Here is a 22,685-nt window from a genome sequence, read left to right on the forward strand (position 1 = left end):
TTGTAAATTTTTGTATGTTAGTACTATTACGACACTAACACCTTGACAACAATAACCCTTCCCGGAACCCGGTACCGCATTCAATCAATAGATATTGTACGCGGACTGATCATGCTGATCATGGCTATTGATCATACCCGCGATTTTTTTCATGCGGGCAGCCCAAGCCCCACCAATTTGGCTACAACAACGCCTATGTTGTTTTTTACCAGGTGGATAACCCATTTTTGCGCGGCCCTGTTTGTTTTTTTAAGCGGTGTTTCCGTTAATCTTGCCGGCACCCGCCGAACGAAGAAACAACTAAGTATGTTCCTGATAAAAAGGGGGCTGTGGTTAATTGGGGTAGAATTTGTGTTGCTCACTTTCGCTATTACACTTGACCCTTTTTATCACATCCTTATCTTCCAGGTTATTTGGGTTATGGCAGTAAGCATGATCGTTTTGGGCCTGCTGATATGGCTGCCTTTAACCGTTATAGGCACTATAGGCGCGCTGCTGTTTTTCGGGCACGATATGCTTAATTATATAGCCTTACCTGCCGAAGGCACAAGCGGCTTTTTGTGGAAATTTTTGTTTACCGCTGCGGCGCTGTTTCAACCCGTAGATAAAACCCACTCGCTGCTGGTGCTTTACACCATAATGCCCTGGATGGGGGTAATGTTTATGGGCTATGTACTGGGGCAGGTTTACAAACCCGGTTTTGATGCGCTAAAACGGCGGAAGACATTGTTAACCTGCGGCATAGGGCTTTTGGCTTTGTTTGTGGTTTTAAGAACGTTCAACATTTATGGCGAGCCGGTGCCCTGGGCGGTTCAAAAAACATTTGCGTTATCTGTTATCTCGTACTTTAACGTAAGCAAGTACCCGCCATCGTTAATGTACCTGTGCATGACCATAGGGCCGGGGTTGATCATGCTTGGCATGATAGAACGAACGAACAATGCCTTTACACGCTTTTTAAATGTTTACGGCCAGGTACCTTTCTTTTACTATGTGCTGCACTTTTACCTGCTCAGGGTTTTTAATATCATTTTGTTTTTTGCGCAGGGCTATACTACAAAAGATATTTTTACCCCCAACTCCCTGATGCTTTTTCGCCCGGTCAACTACGGCGTGAACCTGTTTGGTGTTTATGTGGTATGGCTGTTGGTTATCCTGACGCTGTATTTGCCTTGCCGCTGGTTTAGCAAGTACAAACAAACGCACCGGCAATGGTGGCTAAGTTATTTGTAGTTTCTCCGCCGGGTCATTCTTTCTCTGCCGACCAGATTCCCGGGTCTTCAACCGAGCCGTCGCTTGATCCGGTCCAGGTGCCATGCATTTTTGTGCCGTTGTCGGTTACGTTCATGGTGTACACAACGGGCTCAATATTGCCGGTTATCACTTTCGAATGCATGGTAAGCACTTTTGTTTCGGTATTGTAACTGCCTGTTACATCATCAGTACCGGTTGATTGCCCGTCGGTAGCATCCCATAAAAAAAGCCCGGTATATCCGTTGCCTTCCAGTTTGAGGGTAAACGAGCCTGTCCAGTGGCGGTCATCGTTACCAACAGCGCTGGTAATATTCCATTTGCCGGCTAACGATGGCTCGGGCTGTGTTTTTGAACCGCACGATGCCATAAATTGTATAACAAATACAGCTAACAGGATTTTTACTATACGCATGATTGATGATGTAAAGGATTGGTTTACAACTTTAAATATAAGCAAACCCATCATGCTTTTTATTATCCCGATAAATATTTTCCCTATTAACACAAACAAAGCGGCCAGACTAATAAGGGAATAGTAAATGCAGCCATAAATTGGGTATCAAATTCTACACAAATTTTACCGGCGCGCACCTTTTACCTTAACCGGGCACATGGTATTGTATTTGATATTGGGGACGTGAATTAACTAACAAAAATTTATTTATACTTCATGAAATTTTCTTTTAAAATTATAATGTTTGCGTTATGTGCGGTGATTGCTTTGAACGTATCTTGTAAAAAAACGGATACTGCCGTTGCGCCAATTAAAAACGGCACTACTGATAACAGCAAACAAATTGCAATTGAACTTTATCGTTCGCTTAGGGGTAGCGTAAATAACGGCAAAACCTTAAAAGCAGATGCCGAACAAAGCGGCACTAAAACAATAACCACCACGCAAGAATGCGGAATGGTTTTTACCACTTTTACAGATTCAACCGGCGTTAAGGGCGACACCACCCGCAAGTATGTTGGCAAAAGGATATTTACAAATATGTGTAACGGGGCTTTCAGCAATAACTGGAACGTAGATGCCTATCTTTTAGCCGACACATTAAAAACCACCGAAAAAGGCACCGGGTTTAATAACATCTATGACGTAACCCTTAACTACGATGTAAGGGCGCTGAATACGAATTACAGCGAGATCAGCATTAACGGAGTTACTACAACATCGTCGTTCAAATCAAAAGTTAGCGGAGGCGTTACAACAGAATATCATCAAATGGAAACGGTTTATAGCTTGCTAAAAATTTCCGCGTTCAACAATTCGGCAAACCCCCTGTACAAAAGCGGCAGGGTGTATTTTAACACCAAAACTGCTGATAAGGATGCAGGCCCGAATGCCAAAGTTAACACCAATGCATACAACGGTTATATGGAGTTTTATCCAAATAACACCATGAGATCATACTTTGATCTTAAAAACGGGAGCTATAAAGTTTTTGAAATGGACCTGATAACCGGCGAAGTAAAAGCGCTTTAACAGGTTAACAACATCATCAAGCAAACGCCCTTTAAGAAATTAGGGGGCGTTTACTTTTTATATAACAGCGGGCACTATCCCAACTGTTCCTTAAAAAATTCTATCGTGCGTTTCCAGGCAAGCTCGGCTGCGGCTTTATCATAACGCGGTGTGGTATCATTATGGAAACCGTGATTAACCCCCTCGTAAATAAACGCCTGGTATTTTTTGCCATTAGCCTTTAAGGCAGCTTCGTAAGCCGCCCAGCCGGCGGTAATGCGCGTATCCAGCGATGCATAATGCAGCATCAGCGGGGCTTTAATTTTGGGTACATCTTCGGCATTGGGCTGGCTACCGTAAAATGGCACAGCGGCCGCCAGGTCGGGAATGCGTACAGCCATCATATTAGCTATGCCGCCTCCAAAACAAAAGCCTACAACGCCTACCTTGCCGTTACAATCCTTATGTTTTTTAAGATATTCATATGCGGCTATAAAATCTTCTTCCATTTCTGCCTTATTGCGCTGAGCCTGCATTTCGCGGCCTTTATCATCATTGCCCGGGTAGCCGCCCAGGGGTGTCAAAGCATCGGGTGCAAGCGAAATAAAGCCTGCCAGGGCGGCTCTTCGCGCCACATCTTCTATATAAGGGTTCAGCCCCCGGTTTTCGTGAACCACGATGATGCCGCCGAGTTTGTTTTTAGCATCTGCAGGTTGTGAAAGTAACCCTTTAATGGTTCCGCCGCCTTTTGGCGATGGGTAGTTGATATATTCCGATTTTAAGCGCGGATCATCCGCCTTAACCTGGATATTCCCCTGGTAATCGGGCATTAAAAAACTCATCAGCGCGGGCACGGTTAAGCCGCCAACAGCATAAAGCGATAGTTTTTCTAAAAACCCTCGGCGGTCAAGCCGGTTGTGTGCATAATCATCATACAGGTCAAACACTTCCTGTTTGATGTCTTCCTTCTTTATCTGGCTCATAGGTAATTGGTTTACTCAAATATAATCATTCGCAGTAAGCTATCGGCAGGGAGCGCATTTACTTTATATTTGCATCTATCCGGATACATCCATAAAGCGCAACCGGGAATATCATCTTATGAAGTTTCAATTCCTTAATAAGTTAACCTTGTCCCGTTTAATAAACGCGTTATTTATTGTGGTGATCGCCCTGCTTATTTTTAACCCAAAGGCGAAAGCTGTAATGATACAAGGCCTGATGAAGATCGGGTTATTTCAGCCTGATATTGCAGAAAGTGTAACGCCCGCCGGCGCTACCGCTTTACCCGCAGTTGTTTTTGAGGGTACTGATGGCAAGACCGTTAGTCTTGCCGATCATAAGGGCAAGGTCATCTTCATCAACTTTTGGGCCACCTGGTGCCCGCCGTGTATTGCCGAAATGCCCACTATTAACGCGTTGCATGAAAAATTGAAAAATAACCCGAACATCGTTTTTATGACAGTAGATGCGGACGGCAATCTCGACAGGTCTGCAATGTTCATGAACAAGCACCATTACAGCCTGCCGCTTTATAAAGCCGGCACAGATGTACCGCCCGGCATGTTTGGCAATACCCTGCCCACCACCGTTATTTTTGATAAGAGCGGAAAAATGGTATTCCGCCACGAAGGCACAGCTGATTTCAGCAATCCTAAAGTAATGGCTTACTTGCTGCAGATAGCCAATTAACCCCGACTAAAACGCTTCGTTAAGCCCAAGGAAGAACCCGCGGGCCCCGTAATTACCCCAGGCATAATCAAGGCATAAATTGGTGCGGGTATGCTTGTTAAACAATACACGTAAACCCGCTCCGCCCCCGGGCTGCCATTGCTCAAATAGCTTGGTGCCAAGGCCATTGTCGCTGGCGGTTTGTATGTTGAAGAATGCAACACCGCTTAAAAACTTATTTGCGGTTATCGGGAAACGGTATTCAATTTCCGAGTAATCGTACTGAGGCGATTTAAAGTAACCGCCAACATATCCCCGTCCGCTGCGGAAGGAGCCATCTTTACCGGTACCGGGCAGTTCCAGGTAGGGCAATGCGCCATTAAGCACGTAAGCGCCCCAGTTCCAGAAGGCTATTACGTGTTCGGGGTGGCTGGAAGAAAGGCTCCAGTACTTCCGGAAATCGGTAGTAAACAACAAAGCGTTTTTATCGCTCCCCATCCAGGTTTGATTGGCCCTTATGCCGGCATCAACGTAAATGCCTTTGTACGCGCGGTTCTGGTTATCGCGCGTGGTATATTGAACATTGAACAGCAAGCCGTTCGACATGTATTTATTCCTGTCAAACCCATACCGGTCGCTGTAAATATTGTAGGGCGTTAGCTCGGCATTTGTGCGTCGGTTCTCAATTTTCCTCCTGATATCAAACGATACACCTGCGCCTAAAAACAGGTTCTTCTTTACCTCTTTATAAACCTTTTCCCTGAAATTATAATACAGCGAATTAAAAACATACCCTTTACGCTCGGGGTCGGTTAAAGCGTGGTCGGCAGGGCTGGCATCCGATCCCTGGCCTATCCCTAAACCAAAATCGGGCGTAACGCTTTTAGCCGCTACCAGGCTGCCCTGAAAGTTCCACTTATTGCCGGGCGTGTATACATTATGGTTGATATAAAAATATAAAATGCCTTTGGTGGTGATAGATGCCGATGTTGCAGCTGCTGACATGTAAGTACCCGGCTCGTTACCCAATACGCGGCCGGCAACGGCTTTTATACCTATTTGCGAGCCAATGGTTGGGTTTGAAGCAACATTTGGTATAATAGTTATGCCCGATCGTTTTTTTAGGGAGTCGGTTTTTTTACCCGGATGGAAAACGGCCTTGAACAGATCGCCCACATCATATTGCGACGACAGGTTGTCTGCGCGTTTCTGCACCTTTATGGTATCCCTTTTTACAGTGTCGGCAGGCCGCGGTGTATCCTGGCCGTATGCAATGGTGGTAATGCCCGTAAATAACGGCAGTATCAATATCTTCAGTAATAATTTAAAAACGGATGGCTTTGATATGTTTTGCATCAGCGATATAGCTCTGTAAAATAACTCTAAACTACAGAATGGCATAAATGTTACGCGAACCGGTATTTTTTGACCTTTAAGTGATCATCCTGTAATAAATGCGAAGTACGCCCATTTATTTTAAAATGCTTACACAAAGGCGCAAAAAAATTCATTTTACCCCGCGACGATCGATCTGCTACGCGTCGGCAAGCTCTATCCAAACCGGGCCATGGTCGCTTGTTTTTTCCCACCCGCGCACATGGCGGTCAACCCCTGCCGCAAGCAGCCGTTTATCCAAATGCGGACTAAGCAAAAAATGATCTATACGCAAACCCGCATCGCGGCCATAGGCATTGCGAAAATAATCCCAAAACGTATAAATGACCTTATCGGGGTTAAGCTTTCGCAGCGCATCTGTCCAGCCCTGTTCTACCAGGTTTTTAAAGGCCGCCCTGGTTTCGGGCCTGAACAAAGCGTCTTCAACCCAGCGCTCGGGCTTATAAACGTCAAGTTCGGTAGGCATAACATTATAATCGCCGGTTAATACCACGGGGTTGCCTGATGCATAAAGTTCGGCCGCATGCGCGGTAAACCTTTCAAACCAGCGCAGCTTATACTCAAACTTTGGCCCCGGCGCAGGGTTGCCGTTTGGCAAGTAAAGGCAGCCAATGGTTATGCCATTCACTTCAGCTTCAATATAGCGGCTGTGGCTATCGTCGGGGTCACCGGGCAGGCCGCGGCGCGTTTCTTTTATTTCTAAGTTGCGCGCCAGTATGGCTACCCCGTTCCAGCTTTTCTGGCCGTGCCATATCGCATTATACCCGGCATCCTTTATCGCTTCCAGCGGGAATTTTTCGTCGGGCGCTTTTAATTCCTGCAGGCACGCTACATCAGGCGCTGTTTCTTCCAGCCAGCGCAGCAGCACAGGTAACCGTCCGTTTACGCCGTTAACATTGTAAGTGGCAATCTTCATATTCAAATATAGGTGGTAATATAACCCGGTATGTGCAGGGATGTTTATTTTAAAAATTTTGGTCGGTTAAAATGCGCTTGCTTTTTAACTTGTCTACAATATATTTGGCTTCAGCTTCATCAATGCCGTTGCCAAATTTGATGGTTTTCATTCCATAATCAAACCGGATGGTACCCATATTTGTAAGATTGGGATTAAACACGTTTTTGTGCCCAAAGCCATAATTCTTTTCCTCCTGTGGTTCTTCTATACGTATGTTTTTAACTTCTTTCAAGTCGTAAACTTTCTCGGGCATAAAAAATAAAGCCTGGTTTTTAACGGCTATTACACCCTGGCCCACTTCAATAAATTCCTTCCCGGCAACCATAACCCATAACGAGTACATGGCAAAAAAGCCACCAACAGTCCACCCCGCAAGCCATACCATCATAAATAAGTTATCTGTGCCGCTTTTAGAAACTTCTGCAATGGCAGTAGCTTCGCCAAATACCCAACCGCAAAGCCACACGCAAAAAAACAATACCAGAAACATTCTTTTTTTCGACGGGATGATAATCTCAACTTTATCAAAGTGTTCTGTAATGATCGCGCGACCGCTGTATGGAATTTCCATTGTTAAATAATAAGGTTAATTCACATAAAAGTAAGATTAGCCGTTGTAAAAGCAAATGTTCACATCACATTTTTTGAGCAGATAACACTACAATTTTTAGTAATTTTACTTTACAAATTATGCAATCTCCACTCAATAAATATAACACCAAATTTCAGGAAGCGCTGGCCGGCTTAAACCCCGAGCAATTAGATGCCGTTAACCAAATGGATGGCCCTGTGCTGGTAGTGGCCGGCCCGGGTACAGGCAAAACGCAGATACTGGCCGCCCGCATCGGTAAGATATTGACCGATACCGACGCGTTGCCAAGCGAGATACTTTGCCTCACCTACACCGATGCCGGCGCCGTAGCCATGCGTAAGCGCTTGTTCGAATTTATTGGCCCGGATGCTTACGGCATCAACATATACACCTTCCACGCGTTTTGTAACGAGATCATCCAGGAGAACCTGGAATATTTTGGCAAGCTGAACCTGGAGGCATTATCTGACCTTGATTCGGCCATGCTTTTTCAGGAACTGATAGATGATTTAAGCAACGATCATTTATTAAAGCGCTTTACCGGCGATAAATACTATGATGCACCCAGGTTAAAAAAGCTGTTCTCGACAATGAAGACCGAGAACTGGACCGAAGACCTGATCAAACAAGCGGTACAGGAATATCTTGACGACCTGCCAAACCGCGATGAGTTTATCTATAAAAGGGCGAACCTTAAGGCAGGTATCAACATAGGCGACCCTAAGCAAAAGGATATTGATAAGGTGCAGGAGGCCATGAGCAAACTGCTGGCCGCCGTGGGCGAGTATAAAAATTATGTAGCCAAAATGCGCGCCAATAACTGGTACGATTACGACGATATGATCCTTTGGGTGCTGAAAGCTTTCCGCGAAGATGAGGAGATACTGCGTCGCTACCAGGAACGTTACCAGTACATCCTGGTAGATGAGTTTCAGGATACCAGCGGATCGCAAAACCAGCTGCTCAGGTTTTTACTGAATTACTGGGAAACGCCGAATGTGTTTGTAGTAGGCGATGATGACCAGTCGATATTTAAGTTTCAGGGGGCAAACATGCGGAACATTCTTGATTTTGCCGGCGATTACGTTAATACCCTGCGCACTGTTGTATTGAAGCACAATTACCGGTCGAACCAGCATATCCTTGACATTTCGAAGGCGCTTATTAACAATAACCGCGAGCGTTTAACCGCACAGTTAAAGCTTGATAAAAACCTGCAGTCCTCGCACCCGCGGTTTAATACGGATGTTGTTGAGCCCGTAATTAAAGAATACGAAAACCCCAGCCAGGAGCTGGTTGATGTAGCCCTGCAAATAAAACGGCTGGTAGATAAAGGCACGCCGCCCGGCGATATAGCGGTGATATACCGCAACCATAGCCAGGTAGAAGACCTGCTGCATTACCTGGAAACACAGCAGATAGCGGTGAACACCAAACGCAAGATAGATGTGCTGAGCATCCCCTTTGGCGAAAAAATAGTGAATATACTGCGCTACCTGGCCATGGAGCTCGACTCGCCGTACAGCGGCGATGAGCTGCTGTTCGAGATTTTGCACTATGATTTTTTTACCATACCGCCTATAGAAATTGCCAAGGCAAGCATCGCGGTATCAAAAGAGAACTTTAGCACGGCAAGTAACAACCAGCCCAAAACTTCGCTGCGCCGGTATATCAGCGAGATAAAAGTGGCGGCGCAAACTGATCTGTTCAGCAAGCAGCACGGCGCCGAAATGAAGTTTATTGCAACCTATATCGATGATCTTTTAAAAGACGCTGTAAGCGTTACGTTGCAGCAGTTCTTCCAGAACGTTATCGCAAAAATGGGTATCCTTAAATACATTATGCAGCAGCCTGATAAGGGGGTGCATATGCAGATACTGACCAGCTTCTTTGATTTTTTAAAGGATGAAAGCCGCAGAAACCCCGAAATAAAGCTGCCCGACCTGATAGCCACCATCGACCTGATGCGTAAAAACAACATCAGGATGGAACTGAACAAGGTTATCTTTTCGGATAACGGCATCAACTTTTTAACCGCCCACGGTTCAAAAGGGCTGGAGTTTGAGCATGTATTTTTCATTGGCTGCGATAAAAAAACCTGGGATAGCAAAGGTCGCAATACCGGCTTTGTTTATCCCGATACCCTTACAAAGGCTGCCTCTGATGATATAGCGCAAAGGGAAGAGGCCCGCAGGCTATTTTATGTAGCGCTTACCCGTTCAAAACAATGCCTTAACGTGTCGTATGCAGCCAGGGATAAAAACGGTAAAGACCAGGAGCCATCGCAGTTTATTGGCGAAATACTGGCCGATACGCATTTGCAGGTAACCTACCCGCATGTTAACAGCGACGATATGCTGGCCTTTTTTGCCACGCAGTTTAACGAGGCCGATAAGCCGGTGGTACAACTGCTTGACCATAATTACATTAACCAGTTGCTGCAAAACTATACGCTATCGGTAACCCACCTGAATAATTACCTGGATTGCCCGCTGCGGTTTTACTTTCAGTGCCTCATACGGGTGCCGTCGGGCAAAAGTCCGTCGGCCACATTCGGGCAGGCGGTGCACTGGGCTTTGAACAGGGCATACCGCCGGTTAAAAGAGAACGATGACGAGTTTATATCAACCGAGGAATTTTTAAAGGAGTTCCGCTGGTATATGTACCGCAACCGCGATTCGTTCACCAAGGAAGATTTTAAACTACGTGTAGATTACGGCGATAAAATACTGCCGCCCTACTACGAACAAAACGTGCCCACCTGGAATAAGGTAGCGCAAACCGAGCGGAGCATTAAGAATATTGAGGTGCAGGGCGTACCCATTAAGGGCAACCTGGATAAAATAGAGTTTGACGGCAAGCAGGTTACCGTTGTTGATTACAAGACCGGCCGGGTGCGTAATGCCAAACCAAAGCTGGAGGGCCCCACCAACGAGCAGCCCAATGGCGGCGACTACTGGCGACAGGCAGTATTTTACAAGATACTGGTGGATAACGACCGCACCAACGACTGGGAAGTGGTAAACACCATTTTTGATTTTGTGGAGCCAGAACGCGAAGGCGAATACTACAAGGCGAAAGTTGTGATCAGTCCGCAGGATATTGAGGAGGTTACCAACCAGATAACCACTGTTTATCAAAAGATATTAGCCCACGATTTTAACACCGGCTGCGGCAAAAAGGAATGCGACTGGTGCCACTTTGTAAAAAGCAATTTTAAACAGCCGGAAGGGCTGTTGGATGTTGGCGAGGGGGAGGATGGAGAGTAGCTCGCTATAGCTTTTAGCCTGATGTCATTTCGAACGAACGCGGTGGGCTGTGAGTTGGGGTGAGGAGAAATCTTCTGCGTAATGCATCGTTTAAGCACGGTTCGCTTGTCGCTCGTATAAGATTATCGTCGTTTAAATAGATAGTCGAGGAATCAGAAAAGTAAATCCATAGTTATTTGAATCGATAGACTGTATGGCAAACACGCAAGCGTGAGCCAGCGAGAAGCAATGCTTTATGCCAGCATCGGTCAGGAATCAACTTAATATAAGTTCAGGAAAAAGTGAACTTTGACTTCAGTTTTAAGCTGCCATCGGCTATTTGTGCTGATCTTCTGTTTAAAAGCAAAATGTGGAAAAGTTTATGACTAAATAAAATGTCCTTAAAAACCATTTAAATGGACTTTTTCGCTAAAATTAGCGCGTAAAACTTTATAGACTTAAATTATTTACTTCATAGACTTGACTTTTGGACTTAAAGTTTTATATTTGAATAAAAAAACCATGCCAAGAGTAGTTGATTACCCAAGAGTTACTTTAAAAAATGCTTACGAATTAGCGAGTTCAATTGATTTATTAGGCGGAAGATGTTCTGTTCAATCAGCTGCTGATGGAATGAAGCTTAAAGTTAGTGGAAGTTTTAACGCCCTTGTATCGGCGACGTCGAAATATGGATTAATAGATATTAAATCGGGTCAATTATCTACTACTCCTCTTTATAGAAATATTAAGCTTGCTTATGACGACAATGAAAAGATAGAATTTGAACGACAGGCATTCTTTTCAATGGTGCTTTTTAACAAATTATATGAAACGTTTAAAGGTAAACCCTTGCCTGTAACAATGCTCTCAAAGTTTCTAGTGAGAGAATTGAATGTGGAAGAAAATATAGCGACACGAGTTAAAAATATTTTTATAGAAGGGCTAAAGCAAATCAAGTTATTAGATAGTGACAATAATGTTATTGAAATTAAGCCCGCGGAAGAGGAAGAGCAATCTAACATAGAGGTAATGGCAGTCAATAATTCCGCTGAAGAATATAGTCAGAATAAAATTTCAAATTCAAAAATTATTGAAATACAAGATAGCAACGAATTCTCATTTCATATCGTTGGACCAGGAATAAACACCAAAATAACGATAGTAGAGGAAGAGGATTTTGACATATTAAATGCTGTGATACGTAAGATTAAGAAGAAATTTAATTTTACTGAAGGAGCATAAAAGAAAACCCAATTAGATTGCAGTCTAACTGGGCTATTAGTAACCATGGGAAATTCAAATGTACCCCCAGGCTACAAAGTAGTTTACGCTCGCTACAAAACCATAAACGGTAAGCGAGTTTATCCTACGAAATCTAAAGTTTTCCGTTTCCTCGTGAAACTTTAGTATGCCGACTTGAACCCGTCACGGGATGTGGCGGGTTCTTGTATTTCAAAATTATAACTAATTTTTGTCAATAACAAGCCTTATTAATCAAGCCCCACTGCCCACGCAAGTTTAAAGCCACCTCATTTTGTGCCAAGTCACGTTGGGCTTCCTCCTCGTCCCCGTCAGCAAAACAGCTTCGTCCGAAAGCGGGAAGAACGATGATGGCCTAAGCGAGGCAGGGCATTGGGAACTTTCGCCCGGCGCAGCTAAAGCGGGTGGGCGGGTACGGCGGCGAAGCATTCACCCTGACTAGCCTTTTCTTTGCGGCTGAGACAAATAAAACGAACATCCGCAAGCTTAGTTATTACGCACTGCCGCACCTAACGAAGTGCTGATCGGCGATCTGTCCTAAAGAGATTGCTTCGTACCTCGCAATGACGTGGCGGGTAATTCTAACAGAGAAAGATGCTCATATAAATTTTACTCAGCTTTTTGGTGGCGCTATTTTGCCAGTACGCAATTATGTAAATTACTGATTATTAAGTGTTCATGACTGTTCACGTGCCGCGAACGTGAACACCTGGCGACTGTCCCGGCGACTGTAAGCCGAATCGAAACAAAAAATACCGGGCAATTTACAACAGCTTCCGCATCACATAATCATTCATCCAATACGGGCCAATGGGGATATCCTCTTCGTACACCACCTCAAAGCCCATTTTCTCGTAAAAGTTCTTGGCATTGTTATAGCGGTTTACATTAAGGTCTAAAATGCTTTTACCGGCCTGGGTAACTCTCTCTGCAACGGCATTGATCAATATTTTACCATAACCTTTTCCTTGGGTTGCCGGCAGGCAGTATAGTTTGTGAAGTTTATAAATATTTTCATCCTCCGCGCGGGGCGAGTAAGCTGCAAAGGCTACGGGCTGCCCGTCCTCTATCAGCAGCAAAAACTCTTGCTCCTTTTCTTTTACCTGTTTGGCTATCTTATCAGCCGAGTACAATTCATTCAGCATAAACCCTATCTGCTCTTTAGACAGGATAGGTGAATAGGTTGGCCACCAAGTTTGCTCAGCTATTTGTAAAATGGCTTCAACATCGGCCGTTGTGGCTTCTCTTATCTGGTACATAGGGCCGTTTAGTGGTTTTCCTCCCTATCTACCATAAAAGTGCTGCTGCTTTGGCCAACACCAAAATACTCTTCCAGTTCAGATAAAGTTGATGAGCTTGTGGCGATATCCTTTATCACCACGCCTTTTTCCATCAGCAAAATACGCTCGCACACATCGGTTACGTGGTTCAAATCGTGGCTGGATACGATGGTGGTTACCCCGTGGTTTTTGTTCTGATCTTTCAGGATGTTTTTTAGCCTGAACTGTGTGCTTGGGTCAATATTGGCAAAGGGCTCATCCAGCATCAGTAATTCCGGCTGCTGCAACAGGCATGCACCAACGCCAACCTTACACTGGTTACCTTTTGACAGGTCGCGGATGTACTTGCCTTTATTGATGATCTCGCCATTAAAAAACTCCGATAGGCTTAACAGCCGTTCATCAACCTGGGCTTTGTTCTGCTGGTGCAGGCCGCCAATAAAATAAAGATATTCTTCGGGTGTAAGGTAATCTATCAGAAAGCCTTCGTCAAGGTACGATGCGGTGTAGCTTTTCCAGTTTTCGGCACCCATCACTTTTTCGCCGTTTGACAGCACCTCGCCGCTCTCGGGGCGTATCAGGTCTAAAATCATCCGGAACAAGGTAGTTTTACCGGCACCATTGTTACCAACAAGGCCAATGCTTTCGCCCTTGTTTATTTGCAGATGCGGTATATTCACTACCGTTACGCCGTTGTAAACTTTTTTAAGGTTCTTTATCTCTATCATGATCATTTATTTCTGAAGCCTTCGGCTATTTTAAATCGTTTGGTGTAAAAATCGGCTTCCAGCTTTTGCAGCCAAAAGTTGCGCGTAATAATAAAAGCTATCCCTATTATGGCGAGCGTAGCTAACCCAACATTGGGGTATCCCATATACTTAAACGGCAGGAATATTACGTAAGGGAACAAAATAAGCGGGAACGACAACAGCAGCTGACTTGCGCCCACGCCCTCCCAGTTAAAGGATGCGCCCTTACTAAGGTCTATGCGTTTATAGTTACGGTTGGCAAAATATAATACAATGGTGGTATTAACGCCCAAATTCCATAGGTACATGATAAAGTGGATAAGCACCGTGCGCCAGCCAAAGTAAACGTATGGCGTGGTGAGTATAAAAGCCACTGTTGACACGATGGTAAACAGCAGGTATTTGGCCTTTAAAAAATCGGCGAATTTAATTTTACTTACCAGCAGCCCGTCAAAATGCGCGGCCTGCCAGCTAAACATAAACTGCCCGTAGTTGATGATGAAAATACCCGTCATAAACATTCCCACAAAAATTTTGAAGCTTTCGCCCAGTTTGGGATTGGTATAAAATATTAACCCGTAGAACATAAAAAAAAGCCCCATAACAAGCGCCGAGCGCGGGCGCTTGTTACGCAATATCAGCTTTACTTCGTTAGCCACCAGGTCGCCTACATGGCCAAAGCGGTTAAGCAACGGTATTTCGGTACTGCTTTTTGGTGCGGCATCCTTTTTGGTAGTTAATTCTTCCAGGTAAAGGTTGTCTTTTAAATAGTAAAAGTTAACGTAATACATAGCGGCAGCCAATGTCAACGGCAGCAACACCAGGTAAGGCATAGCAATTAAATTACCAAAAAAAAGGTATGAGCCGGCCTTTAACGAGTACAGGTGCCAAACATAGTCGCCGCATATTGCCAGTGATAATACAGCGCCGGCAATTAAAAATATCCACCCGTTTAAGTTTGCTTTGCGCTTAATGTACAGGGCCAGGTAATTGTTAAATATCGAAAAGCCTATAATGGAAACGATAAAAACTAATGTGGTTAACGCACCCGATGCAGGCAATATCACCTTTAGTATAAACGGCCCGAATATGATGATTGGCCACAAATTAAAAAACGACAGTAACGCGGTTAACGCCAAATAGCCAACAACGCTGTTGCGCTTAACAGGCAGGTGTAAATAAGGCTGCACCTTTAAGGTGGGCAGTTCCTGCAGTTGCAGGCGCATCAGCAAATCATATAAAAAATACACTAAAACAACTCCGCAAAAGGCAACGGTAAGATCTTCTTGCGGGAACATTGCGCCCAGCAACTTATCCATAAACACCCCAAGCGCAAGCACATACAAAAACAGTATAAAGATGAGTATGCCCATTACCACCTTTACGGTGATGTTTTTCCCGGTGTTTTTTGAACGCCAGAAGGCCTTCAGTTCGTGATCGAAAAAAGTTGATATCATAGAAGTTATAAAGAGTTGCCCACCCCCACAGAGCCTTCACTATGCCGGTCAGACAAATAGTTTAATGCTGTTAAGATACTAATATTTATACCTGTCGCCCCAAAGTTTCTTTAGCTTTTCTTTTGATTCATTCTCGCGCGCATTGTTACCCGGGTTATAAATTTTTGTTCCCCTTATTTGCTCGGGCAAAAAGTCAAGGTCGGCAAAGTTGCCTTCGTAGCTATGCGCGTATTTATAATTTTTGCCATAGCCTATATTTTTCATCAGTTTGGTGGGGGCGTTGCGCAGGTGCAGGGGCACGGGCAGGTCGCCGGTTTCTTTTACAAGCGCTATAGCGGCACCGATAGCCGTAGTGGCCGAATTACTTTTTGGTGAAGTTGCCAGGTAAATTACCGTTTGACTCAATATCAGTTGCGATTCAGGCATGCCAATTTTATTAACAGATTCAAAACAAGCCTGGGCCAGCAGCAACGCGTTGGGGTTGGCGTTACCAATGTCTTCGGATGCCAATATCAGCATGCGGCGCGCAATAAATAGCGGGTCTTCGCCGCCTACTATCATGCGCGCAAGCCAGTAAACTGCGCCGTTAGGGTCGCTGCCGCGCATACTTTTGATAAAGGCCGAAATAATATCATAATGCTGCTCGCCTGTTTTGTCGTACAGGGCCATATTTTGCTGCACATGCTCCAGCACCACCTCGTTGGTAAGCGTTATTTTCTTACTGTCGAAGGCGTTTACCAGCAGTTCAAAAATATTCAGCAGCTTGCGGGCATCGCCGCCGCTAAGTCGCAATAAAGCCTCATGCTCTTTTATATCGATGTTCTTTTCTTTGAGTACAACATCTTCCTTTTTTGCTTTTTCCAATAAGTCTAAAAGGTCCTGCTCTGATAAATGCTGCAAGATATACACCTGGCAGCGTGATAGTAACGCCGAGATCACCTCGAACGAAGGGTTTTCGGTAGTAGCGCCTATCAACGTAACAATGCCCCGCTCCACCGCGCCAAGCAACGAGTCCTGTTGCGATTTAGAAAAACGGTGTATCTCATCGATAAATAATATCGGTAAAATTTCGCCCTGTTCTTTTAGTAACGACGCCTTTTCAATCACCTCGCGCACATCCTTTACCCCCGAATTAATGGCGCTTAGCGAAAAGAAAGGCCGATAAAGCGATTGCGATATGATATAAGCCAGCGTGGTTTTACCAACGCCCGGCGGCCCCCAAAACAGCATGGAAGGCAACGAGCCGCTTTCGATAGCCTTGCGCAGAACCGCGCCTTTACCAACAAGGTGTTTCTGGCCCACATAATCATCCAATGATTTTGGGCGCATACGCTCGGCTAATGGCGGCAGGTTATTCATATTGTAAAAATCTGAAATAGAAACGCTAAATCCTAAAAAAATTAGTAATTTTCACTTTTGTCATTCTGAGCATTCCGAAGAATCCATGGGTGATCGGATCCCTCGTTCCTCAGGATGACAAGTGAATACGAATATCAACAACTTAATGCCACAACAGTTTACCCAGGCTACCTATCATTCTATTTGCGATCAGCTCGCCCAAATGGATGCCGATTTTGCTAACGTTATTAAACAGCATAGCTACCCGCCCATGTGGACAAGGCCCAATACCTTTGAAACCCTGGTGCATATCATCCTGGAACAGCAGGTATCGCTGGCCTCAGCATTATCGGCATTAAATAAACTGCGCGAACGTGTACAGGAAATTACCCCTGCACGGGTATTATTGCTCACCGATGCCGAAATGCGCGAATGTTACTGTAGCCGCCAAAAAACGGCCTATATAAAATACCTGGCCGAGGCCATCATTAGCGGGGAAATAAATTTAGAGGCCTTTGAACAGATGGAGGATGCCGATATCCGCGCGAAACTTACCGCCCTTAAAGGTATCGGTAACTGGACGGTGGATGTTTACTTAATGTTTGTATTGCAGCACACCGACGTTCTGCCCATCGGCGACCTGGCTATTGTTAACGCCATCAAACGATTGAAAGGTTTGCCAAAAGAAACCCCAAAAGACGACTTGGTGCTGTTGGCTCAACAATGGCAGCCTTACCGCACCGTTGCAAGTATGCTGTTATGGCATTATTATTTGAGCGACAGGAAGCCCTCAGGCCCCCCGACCCCCTGAAGGGGGAGCACGATTGTCAATCAAACAATTGTGAGGTTTGCTAATGGTTCGACAGGCTCACTATGCCGAGGCTTCAAAAAAGTATGTCGTTTCGAGGAAAGTGCAGAGAGAAATCTTATTCGCCCTATATATTGGCGACTACTGCTCGTATAAGATTTCTCCACGTTCCTCGTTCCAAACGACATAGTGGGAATAAAAAACCCCGCCTGAAAACAGACGGGGTTTTAAGCTTTTAAAAAGCTCCCCCTTCATGGGGTTGGGGGGCTATACGTTAAACAAACCATTCCTTTCCTGCTCCTGGTAGTTTTGTACCGTTTCAATAGCGTTGCTTATTACATCGCTTAAGGCGGTAATGAAAGCGCCGGGTTGTGCCAGGCTCATGGCATGTTTTATAGCATCAACTTCTTTAGGGATGATCTCGAACGGTTTGTTAGGATCAACCGACCGGATACCTTCCTGCAACAGATCGAGTATGTTTTCTTCGGTTCGGCCGCGCAGGTGTTTTTCCTGGCGAAGGATGATGTAATCAAACATTTCGGCCGCTATTTTTCCATTTTCGCGTATATCGTCGTCGCGCCTGTCGCCGGTACCCGCTATGATGCCTATTTTTAAAGGCGAATCGATATGGCTCAGGAATTCCTTTATACCGTTAAAGCCGTCCGGGTTGTGCGCAAAGTCAATCATAAAGCGGAAATCCTTAAACTCAAATATGTTCATCCTTCCCGGCGTTTGCGCAGCCGATGGGATAAAAGTTTCCAGCGACATTTTGATATCCTCGGTTTTAAACCCATGTAAAAATGCAGCCAGCGTCGCGGCCATTACATTATCTATCATAAACGGCACTGTACCGCCAAAAGTAAGCGGGATAAGGATGGTGCGCTGCACGCGTATTTTCCAGTCGCCCTTCATAATGGTGATAAAGCCATTTTCGTTTACGCAGGCAATGCCCCCCTTTTTACAATGGGCTACAATAACAGGGTTGTTCTCGTCACGGCTAAAGTATGCCACGTTGCAATCGGCTTTTTTGCCTACCTGCACGCAGTATTTGTTATCGGCATTTAAAACGGCCCAGCCGCTTTTTTTAACAGAATTAACCACCACGCTTTTTACGCGGGTAAGGTCGTCAAGGGTGTGGATATCCGAAAGGCCCAGGTGGTCTTCCTGAATATTGGTTATTACACCAATATCGCAGCTGCCAAAGCCAAGGCCAGCCCTTAATATGCCGCCGCGGGCGGTTTCCAGCACGGCAAAATCAACCGTGGGGTCTTTTAAAATAAACTCGCTGCTTACCGGGCCGGTTGTATCGCCTTTCAGCATCATATTGTTTTGAATATATATACCATCGCTGGTGGTAAAGCCAACACGGTAGCCGTTATTCTTAACAATATGGGCAATTAAACGGGTGGTGGTAGTTTTACCATTAGTACCGGTAACGGCTATAATAGGTATGCGCGCCGATTTACCGGGCGGGTAAAGCATATCAATAACATGCCCTGCCACATTGCGCGCCAGCCCTTCGCTGGGGGCAATATGCATCCTGAAACCGGGGGCTGCGTTTACCTCTAACACTACACCGCCATTTTCGGTTAGAGGCTCGGTAAGGTTTTCGGCCATAATATCTATACCGCAGATGTCGAGGCCGATGATCTTCGATATACGCTCGCAAATGAATATATTCTGCGGGTGTACATGGTCGGTAACATCAACAGATGTACCGCCGGTACTGAGGTTTGCGGTAGATTTTACAAACACCTTTTCATCTTTGGCGGGCACGGTATCTAAAGTATACCCCTTCTTTTCCAGCAGGTCGAGCGTATCGCGGTCAACATCTATCAGGGTAAGCACATTTTCGTGGCCGTATCCGCGCCGGGGGTCGGTGTTTTCTTTATCAATCAGTTCCTGTATGGTTAGTTTGCCATCTCCTTTAACATGTGCCGGGTCGCGCAGGGCAGCGGCAACCATTTTGTTATCTATCACCAATACCCTAAAATCATACCCGGTTATATACCGTTCAACAATTACGCGGCGCGATATGCGGGCGGCGTGTTCGTAAGCGGCAATAGCATCCTCGGTATTGGTGATATTGATGCTGATGCCGCGGCCATGGTTGCCATCAAGCGGTTTAAAAACCAGGGGGAAGCCAATTTTATTGATAGCCTCAACCACCTGTTCAACCCGGCCGATGGTCATGCCCTTAGCCACCGGGATGGCCTGTTCCTGCAACAAACGCTTGGTTTCGTCTTTGTTACTGGCAATATCAACAGCAATGCTGCTTGTCCTTTCGGTCATGGTAGCGCGAAAGCGCACCTGGTTTTTGCCGTAGCCCAACTGCACCAACGATTGATTGTTCAACCTAATCCAGGGTATCCTGCGCGATATGGCTTCTTCTACAATAGCGCCGGTACTTGGCCCCAGGCGCGTATTCTCGCGGATCTCGCGCATGGTTTGTATGTCCTTTTCCAGGTCGTATTCAGTGCCGTCAATAAGCGCCTGCACAATGCGCACAGCGGCCTCCGCGGCAAATACGCCAACTTTTTCTTCCAGGTAGGCAAATACAACGTTGTACACGCCCGGCGTTTTGGTTTCGCGGGTGCGGCCAAAGCCGGTATCCATGCCTGCAAGGGTTTGTATCTCTAAGGCAACATGTTCTATTACATGCCCCATCCAGGTACCGGCAATTACCCGCTCGAAGAAGCCCCCCGGCACGCCGGGCGAGCAGCGGTGCGAATGCAGGCTGGGCATTAGGGCTTTCATCCTTTCGTAAAAACCATCGATAGTATTTGATGGGCGCTCTTCCATTTCCTGCAGGTCCAGCCGCATTTGTATCAGTTTCTTGCGACTGATGCTCCATATGTTTGGGCCGCGCAGTACTTGTATATTTTCAATTTTCATAAATGCTTGCTGGTTGTGTACAATAATTATTCTAAAGCTAAAAAACTTACGAAATCTATGAAATGTTTTGACCAAAAAATGCATTATTATTCATTAATACATTAGTTTTTAATCAATTTTTATTTTAATTTGTATAAACTGATATAAGATTATGGATGTCCCGAAAGGAAAACTGGTAATAATTGGAGGCGCTGTGGATATGGGCAGTAATGTAAGTGTGTTGGAGCATATTATGCAGCCAGACTATATCAAATTTTTTGAAAAGGGCATACTCAGGCGCATCATTAATGAATCGGACAAACAGGAAGCTTCAGTTGTAGAAGTAATTACTACGGCATCGCAAATTCCCGAACTTGTTGGTAACGAATATATAAAGGCGTTTAACCAGCTGCACGTTACCCGTGTTAATGTATTGCACATTAAAAGCCGCGAGGATGCATCGAATGAAGAATACCTGGAACGCATACGCAAAGCTGATGTGGTAATGTTCAGCGGCGGCGACCAGCTGCGCCTTACCGCTATTTTTGGCGGTACGCAGTTTCTGCAAATATTAAAAGAGCGGTACCGGCACGAAAACTTTGTAATAGCAGGTACTTCTGCCGGGGCGGCCGCAGCGTCGACCCACATGATATACCGCGGGCAAAGCAACGAGGCGCTGATAAAGGGCGAAGTACAAATAACCGCAGGGTTAGGCTTTATCGACTCGGTTATTGTCGACACCCACTTTGTACAGCGGGGCCGTATTGGCCGATTACTGTACGCCGTAGCTACCAATCCCGGCATACTCGGCATAGGCCTTGGTGAAGATGCAGGATTGCTGATCACCGAAGGCAATATGATGGAAGCGATCGGCTCGGGTTTAATTATGCTGGTTGATGGCAAGAATATTGTGGAAACCAACGTTTATGATGTAGAGATAGGCGACCCTGTTTCGATTGAAAATTTAAAGGTGCACGTAATGTCGATCTATGATAAGTACGACCTGCAACAGCACCGCATGATCATTAAAAAAGTGGTTAAGGTAGAGGAGGGTGTTTTTGTAACGGCCCAGGATAGCGATAATAACGATTTACAATGAAATTGATCATACACGGCGGGTTTTTTAGCGAATCGCTTACAAACCAGGAGGTAAAAAAAGCCAAGCAGGATGCCCTGCGCGAAATTGTTACGCTTGGCCACAAATACCTGGAAAGCCATACCGCTGCCCAAACCGTGGTGTATACCGTTTGCCTGCTGGAAGACTGCGACCTGTTTAACGCCGGTACCGGTTCCCAGATACAAAGCGACGGCAAGATACGGCTCAGCGCATCGCTGATGGATGGCAAAACACACAAATTTAGCGGTGTTATTAATATAGAGGATGTGAAGAACCCTATATGCATTGCCGAAAAATTAATGGATTACGACGACCGTGTATTGAGCGGACAGGGCGCAAACGCTTTTGCAGCAAATAACGGCGTAGCATATTATAATCCGGAAACCCCGCAGCGCCGCAGGGAATATGAAAAAAAATTGAGCGACTCTATCCGCCTGGGTACGGTAGGCTGCGTAGCACTTGATATTTACGGCGATATAGCTGCCGCCACTTCAACCGGGGGCAAGGGCTTTGAGATGCCCGGCCGGGTAAGTGATTCGGCAACTACGGCAGGCAATTATGCCAACGCTTTTGCAGGTATCTCATGTACCGGTGTAGGCGAAGATATCGTAAGCGGATCGGTAGCCACAAAAATTGTTACGCGCGTTACCGATGGTATGCCGCTGTCGATCGCTACCGAAAAAACACTTGACGAAATGAAGCCTTACGATGGCTTTGCCGGCATAATAGGCATTACCAATACCGGCGATATATACCACGCCGATACCCACCCCTACATGGTTTGGGCCCTGCACGATGGCGAGGTGGAGGTGTTTGAATAGGGAGTTATCCGCCACTTTCAGCTCCCTTTATGGCTGCGTTTTGTCTAAGATCCTCTTAAACAATATTCTTTGAGATATCATAAAGAAATCACCGTTGTTGCCCTCCTGCTTAATTTTAAAAGAAACGCAGCTTTTTATAGCATTGGTTAATGCCGCCAATTCATCGGCTGTGATAAGTGTATTTGTTTTTAAATTATATGCAACATCAAGCACCCTGCCCTGGGGGGAGATATAGTAAGTAAGCATTATAGATGGCTCGTTAAGCAATTCTTTTAACCGGCCATCGTTAACACCTGCCTGAATGCCGTTAAAATATTGAAAGTTCGCGGATCGGTTAATTGAAATCGTTGGTTTTTGGGGCTTCTATTTACAAACGCGCTCTTTTCGTTTCTTACTGT

At 45.4% G+C, this 22,685-nt stretch carries 18 protein-coding genes; 8 read left to right on the forward strand and 10 right to left on the reverse strand.

Annotated features, from left to right (window positions below):
* The first annotated feature begins 42 nt into the window (after positions 1-42).
* On the forward strand, positions 43-1,233 hold the full coding sequence (locus GWR56_RS04375; protein ID WP_202925371.1) for a DUF1624 domain-containing protein: 1,191 nt from the start codon (positions 43-45) through the stop codon (positions 1,231-1,233).
* A gap of 13 nt (positions 1,234-1,246) precedes the next feature.
* On the opposite strand, the gene GWR56_RS04380 is transcribed toward GWR56_RS04375, so the two are convergent.
* On the reverse strand, positions 1,247-1,666 hold the full coding sequence (locus tag GWR56_RS04380; protein ID WP_162429943.1) for a hypothetical protein: 420 nt from the start codon (positions 1,664-1,666) through the stop codon (positions 1,247-1,249).
* Positions 1,667-1,924: 258 nt separating this feature from the next.
* Here GWR56_RS04380 and GWR56_RS04385 point away from each other — a divergent pair, with 258 nt between their 5' ends.
* Positions 1,925-2,740: a hypothetical protein gene (locus GWR56_RS04385; protein ID WP_162429944.1), complete on the forward strand. Its 816-nt coding sequence runs from the start codon at positions 1,925-1,927 to the stop codon at positions 2,738-2,740.
* 74 nt (positions 2,741-2,814) lie between these two features.
* Here GWR56_RS04385 and GWR56_RS04390 read toward each other — a convergent pair whose 3' ends face one another.
* A complete protein-coding gene (locus GWR56_RS04390; protein ID WP_162429945.1) occupies positions 2,815-3,702 on the reverse strand; it encodes a dienelactone hydrolase family protein in 888 nt (295 codons plus the stop codon).
* Positions 3,703-3,820: 118 nt separating this feature from the next.
* Here GWR56_RS04390 and GWR56_RS04395 point away from each other — a divergent pair, with 118 nt between their 5' ends.
* A complete protein-coding gene (locus GWR56_RS04395) occupies positions 3,821-4,411 on the forward strand; it encodes a TlpA disulfide reductase family protein (protein ID WP_162429946.1) in 591 nt (196 codons plus the stop codon).
* Positions 4,412-4,417: 6 nt separating this feature from the next.
* On the opposite strand, the gene GWR56_RS04400 is transcribed toward GWR56_RS04395, so the two are convergent.
* From GWR56_RS04400 to GWR56_RS04410, 3 genes are all read right to left on the reverse strand, one after another.
* The gene (locus tag GWR56_RS04400; protein WP_162429947.1) at positions 4,418-5,746 is read right to left on the reverse strand and encodes a BamA/TamA family outer membrane protein; all 1,329 of its coding nucleotides are present in this window, start codon (positions 5,744-5,746) and stop codon (positions 4,418-4,420) included.
* A gap of 178 nt (positions 5,747-5,924) precedes the next feature.
* The gene (gene xth, locus GWR56_RS04405) at positions 5,925-6,701 is read right to left on the reverse strand and encodes an exodeoxyribonuclease III (protein ID WP_162429948.1); all 777 of its coding nucleotides are present in this window, start codon (positions 6,699-6,701) and stop codon (positions 5,925-5,927) included.
* A gap of 49 nt (positions 6,702-6,750) precedes the next feature.
* Entirely contained in the window at positions 6,751-7,314 is a 564-nt protein-coding gene (locus GWR56_RS04410) for a hypothetical protein (protein ID WP_162429949.1), read from the reverse strand.
* 119 nt (positions 7,315-7,433) lie between these two features.
* Between GWR56_RS04410 and GWR56_RS04415 the strand changes: the two genes are divergently transcribed.
* Positions 7,434-10,604 (forward strand): ATP-dependent DNA helicase, encoded by a 3,171-nt coding sequence (locus tag GWR56_RS04415; protein WP_162429950.1) that lies wholly within the window; start codon positions 7,434-7,436, stop codon positions 10,602-10,604.
* A gap of 486 nt (positions 10,605-11,090) precedes the next feature.
* A complete protein-coding gene (locus GWR56_RS04420) occupies positions 11,091-11,825 on the forward strand; it encodes a hypothetical protein (protein ID WP_162429951.1) in 735 nt (244 codons plus the stop codon).
* A 782-nt stretch (positions 11,826-12,607) separates the two neighbouring features.
* On the opposite strand, the gene GWR56_RS04425 is transcribed toward GWR56_RS04420, so the two are convergent.
* The 4 genes from GWR56_RS04425 to GWR56_RS04440 all read right to left on the reverse strand — a co-directional run bounded on the left by GWR56_RS04425 (position 12,608) and on the right by GWR56_RS04440 (position 16,688).
* Positions 12,608-13,102 (reverse strand): GNAT family N-acetyltransferase, encoded by a 495-nt coding sequence (locus GWR56_RS04425; RefSeq protein WP_162429952.1) that lies wholly within the window; start codon positions 13,100-13,102, stop codon positions 12,608-12,610.
* Between the two features lie 8 nt (positions 13,103-13,110).
* Positions 13,111-13,851, reverse strand: a complete 741-nt coding sequence (locus GWR56_RS04430) for an ABC transporter ATP-binding protein (RefSeq protein ID WP_162429953.1) — start codon at positions 13,849-13,851, stop codon at positions 13,111-13,113.
* Between the two features lie 2 nt (positions 13,852-13,853).
* Positions 13,854-15,329, reverse strand: coding sequence for a DUF5687 family protein (locus GWR56_RS04435; RefSeq protein ID WP_162429954.1), 1,476 nt, complete (start codon positions 15,327-15,329; stop codon positions 13,854-13,856).
* 78 nt (positions 15,330-15,407) lie between these two features.
* Entirely contained in the window at positions 15,408-16,688 is a 1,281-nt protein-coding gene (locus GWR56_RS04440) for a replication-associated recombination protein A (protein WP_162429955.1), read from the reverse strand.
* A gap of 145 nt (positions 16,689-16,833) precedes the next feature.
* Between GWR56_RS04440 and GWR56_RS04445 the strand changes: the two genes are divergently transcribed.
* Positions 16,834-17,478, forward strand: coding sequence for a DNA-3-methyladenine glycosylase (locus GWR56_RS04445; protein ID WP_162429956.1), 645 nt, complete (start codon positions 16,834-16,836; stop codon positions 17,476-17,478).
* 264 nt (positions 17,479-17,742) lie between these two features.
* Here the strand turns inward: GWR56_RS04445 and cphA are convergent, their stop codons facing one another.
* Positions 17,743-20,370 (reverse strand): cyanophycin synthetase, encoded by a 2,628-nt coding sequence (gene cphA, locus GWR56_RS04450; protein WP_162429957.1) that lies wholly within the window; start codon positions 20,368-20,370, stop codon positions 17,743-17,745.
* 151 nt (positions 20,371-20,521) lie between these two features.
* On the opposite strand from cphA, the gene GWR56_RS04455 reads away from it, so the two are divergent.
* Together GWR56_RS04455 and GWR56_RS04460 are read left to right on the forward strand one after the other, a co-directional pair.
* Positions 20,522-21,448, forward strand: a complete 927-nt coding sequence (locus GWR56_RS04455; RefSeq protein WP_162429958.1) for a cyanophycinase — start codon at positions 20,522-20,524, stop codon at positions 21,446-21,448.
* Positions 21,445-22,287 (forward strand): isoaspartyl peptidase/L-asparaginase, encoded by an 843-nt coding sequence (locus tag GWR56_RS04460; protein WP_162429959.1) that lies wholly within the window; start codon positions 21,445-21,447, stop codon positions 22,285-22,287. Before GWR56_RS04455 ends, GWR56_RS04460 begins: the two co-directional genes overlap by 4 nt.
* The last annotated feature ends 398 nt before the right edge of the window (positions 22,288-22,685 follow it).

It is taken from the genome of Mucilaginibacter sp. 14171R-50 (assembly GCF_010093045.1).
In the GTDB taxonomy this organism is placed as follows: domain Bacteria; phylum Bacteroidota; class Bacteroidia; order Sphingobacteriales; family Sphingobacteriaceae; genus Mucilaginibacter.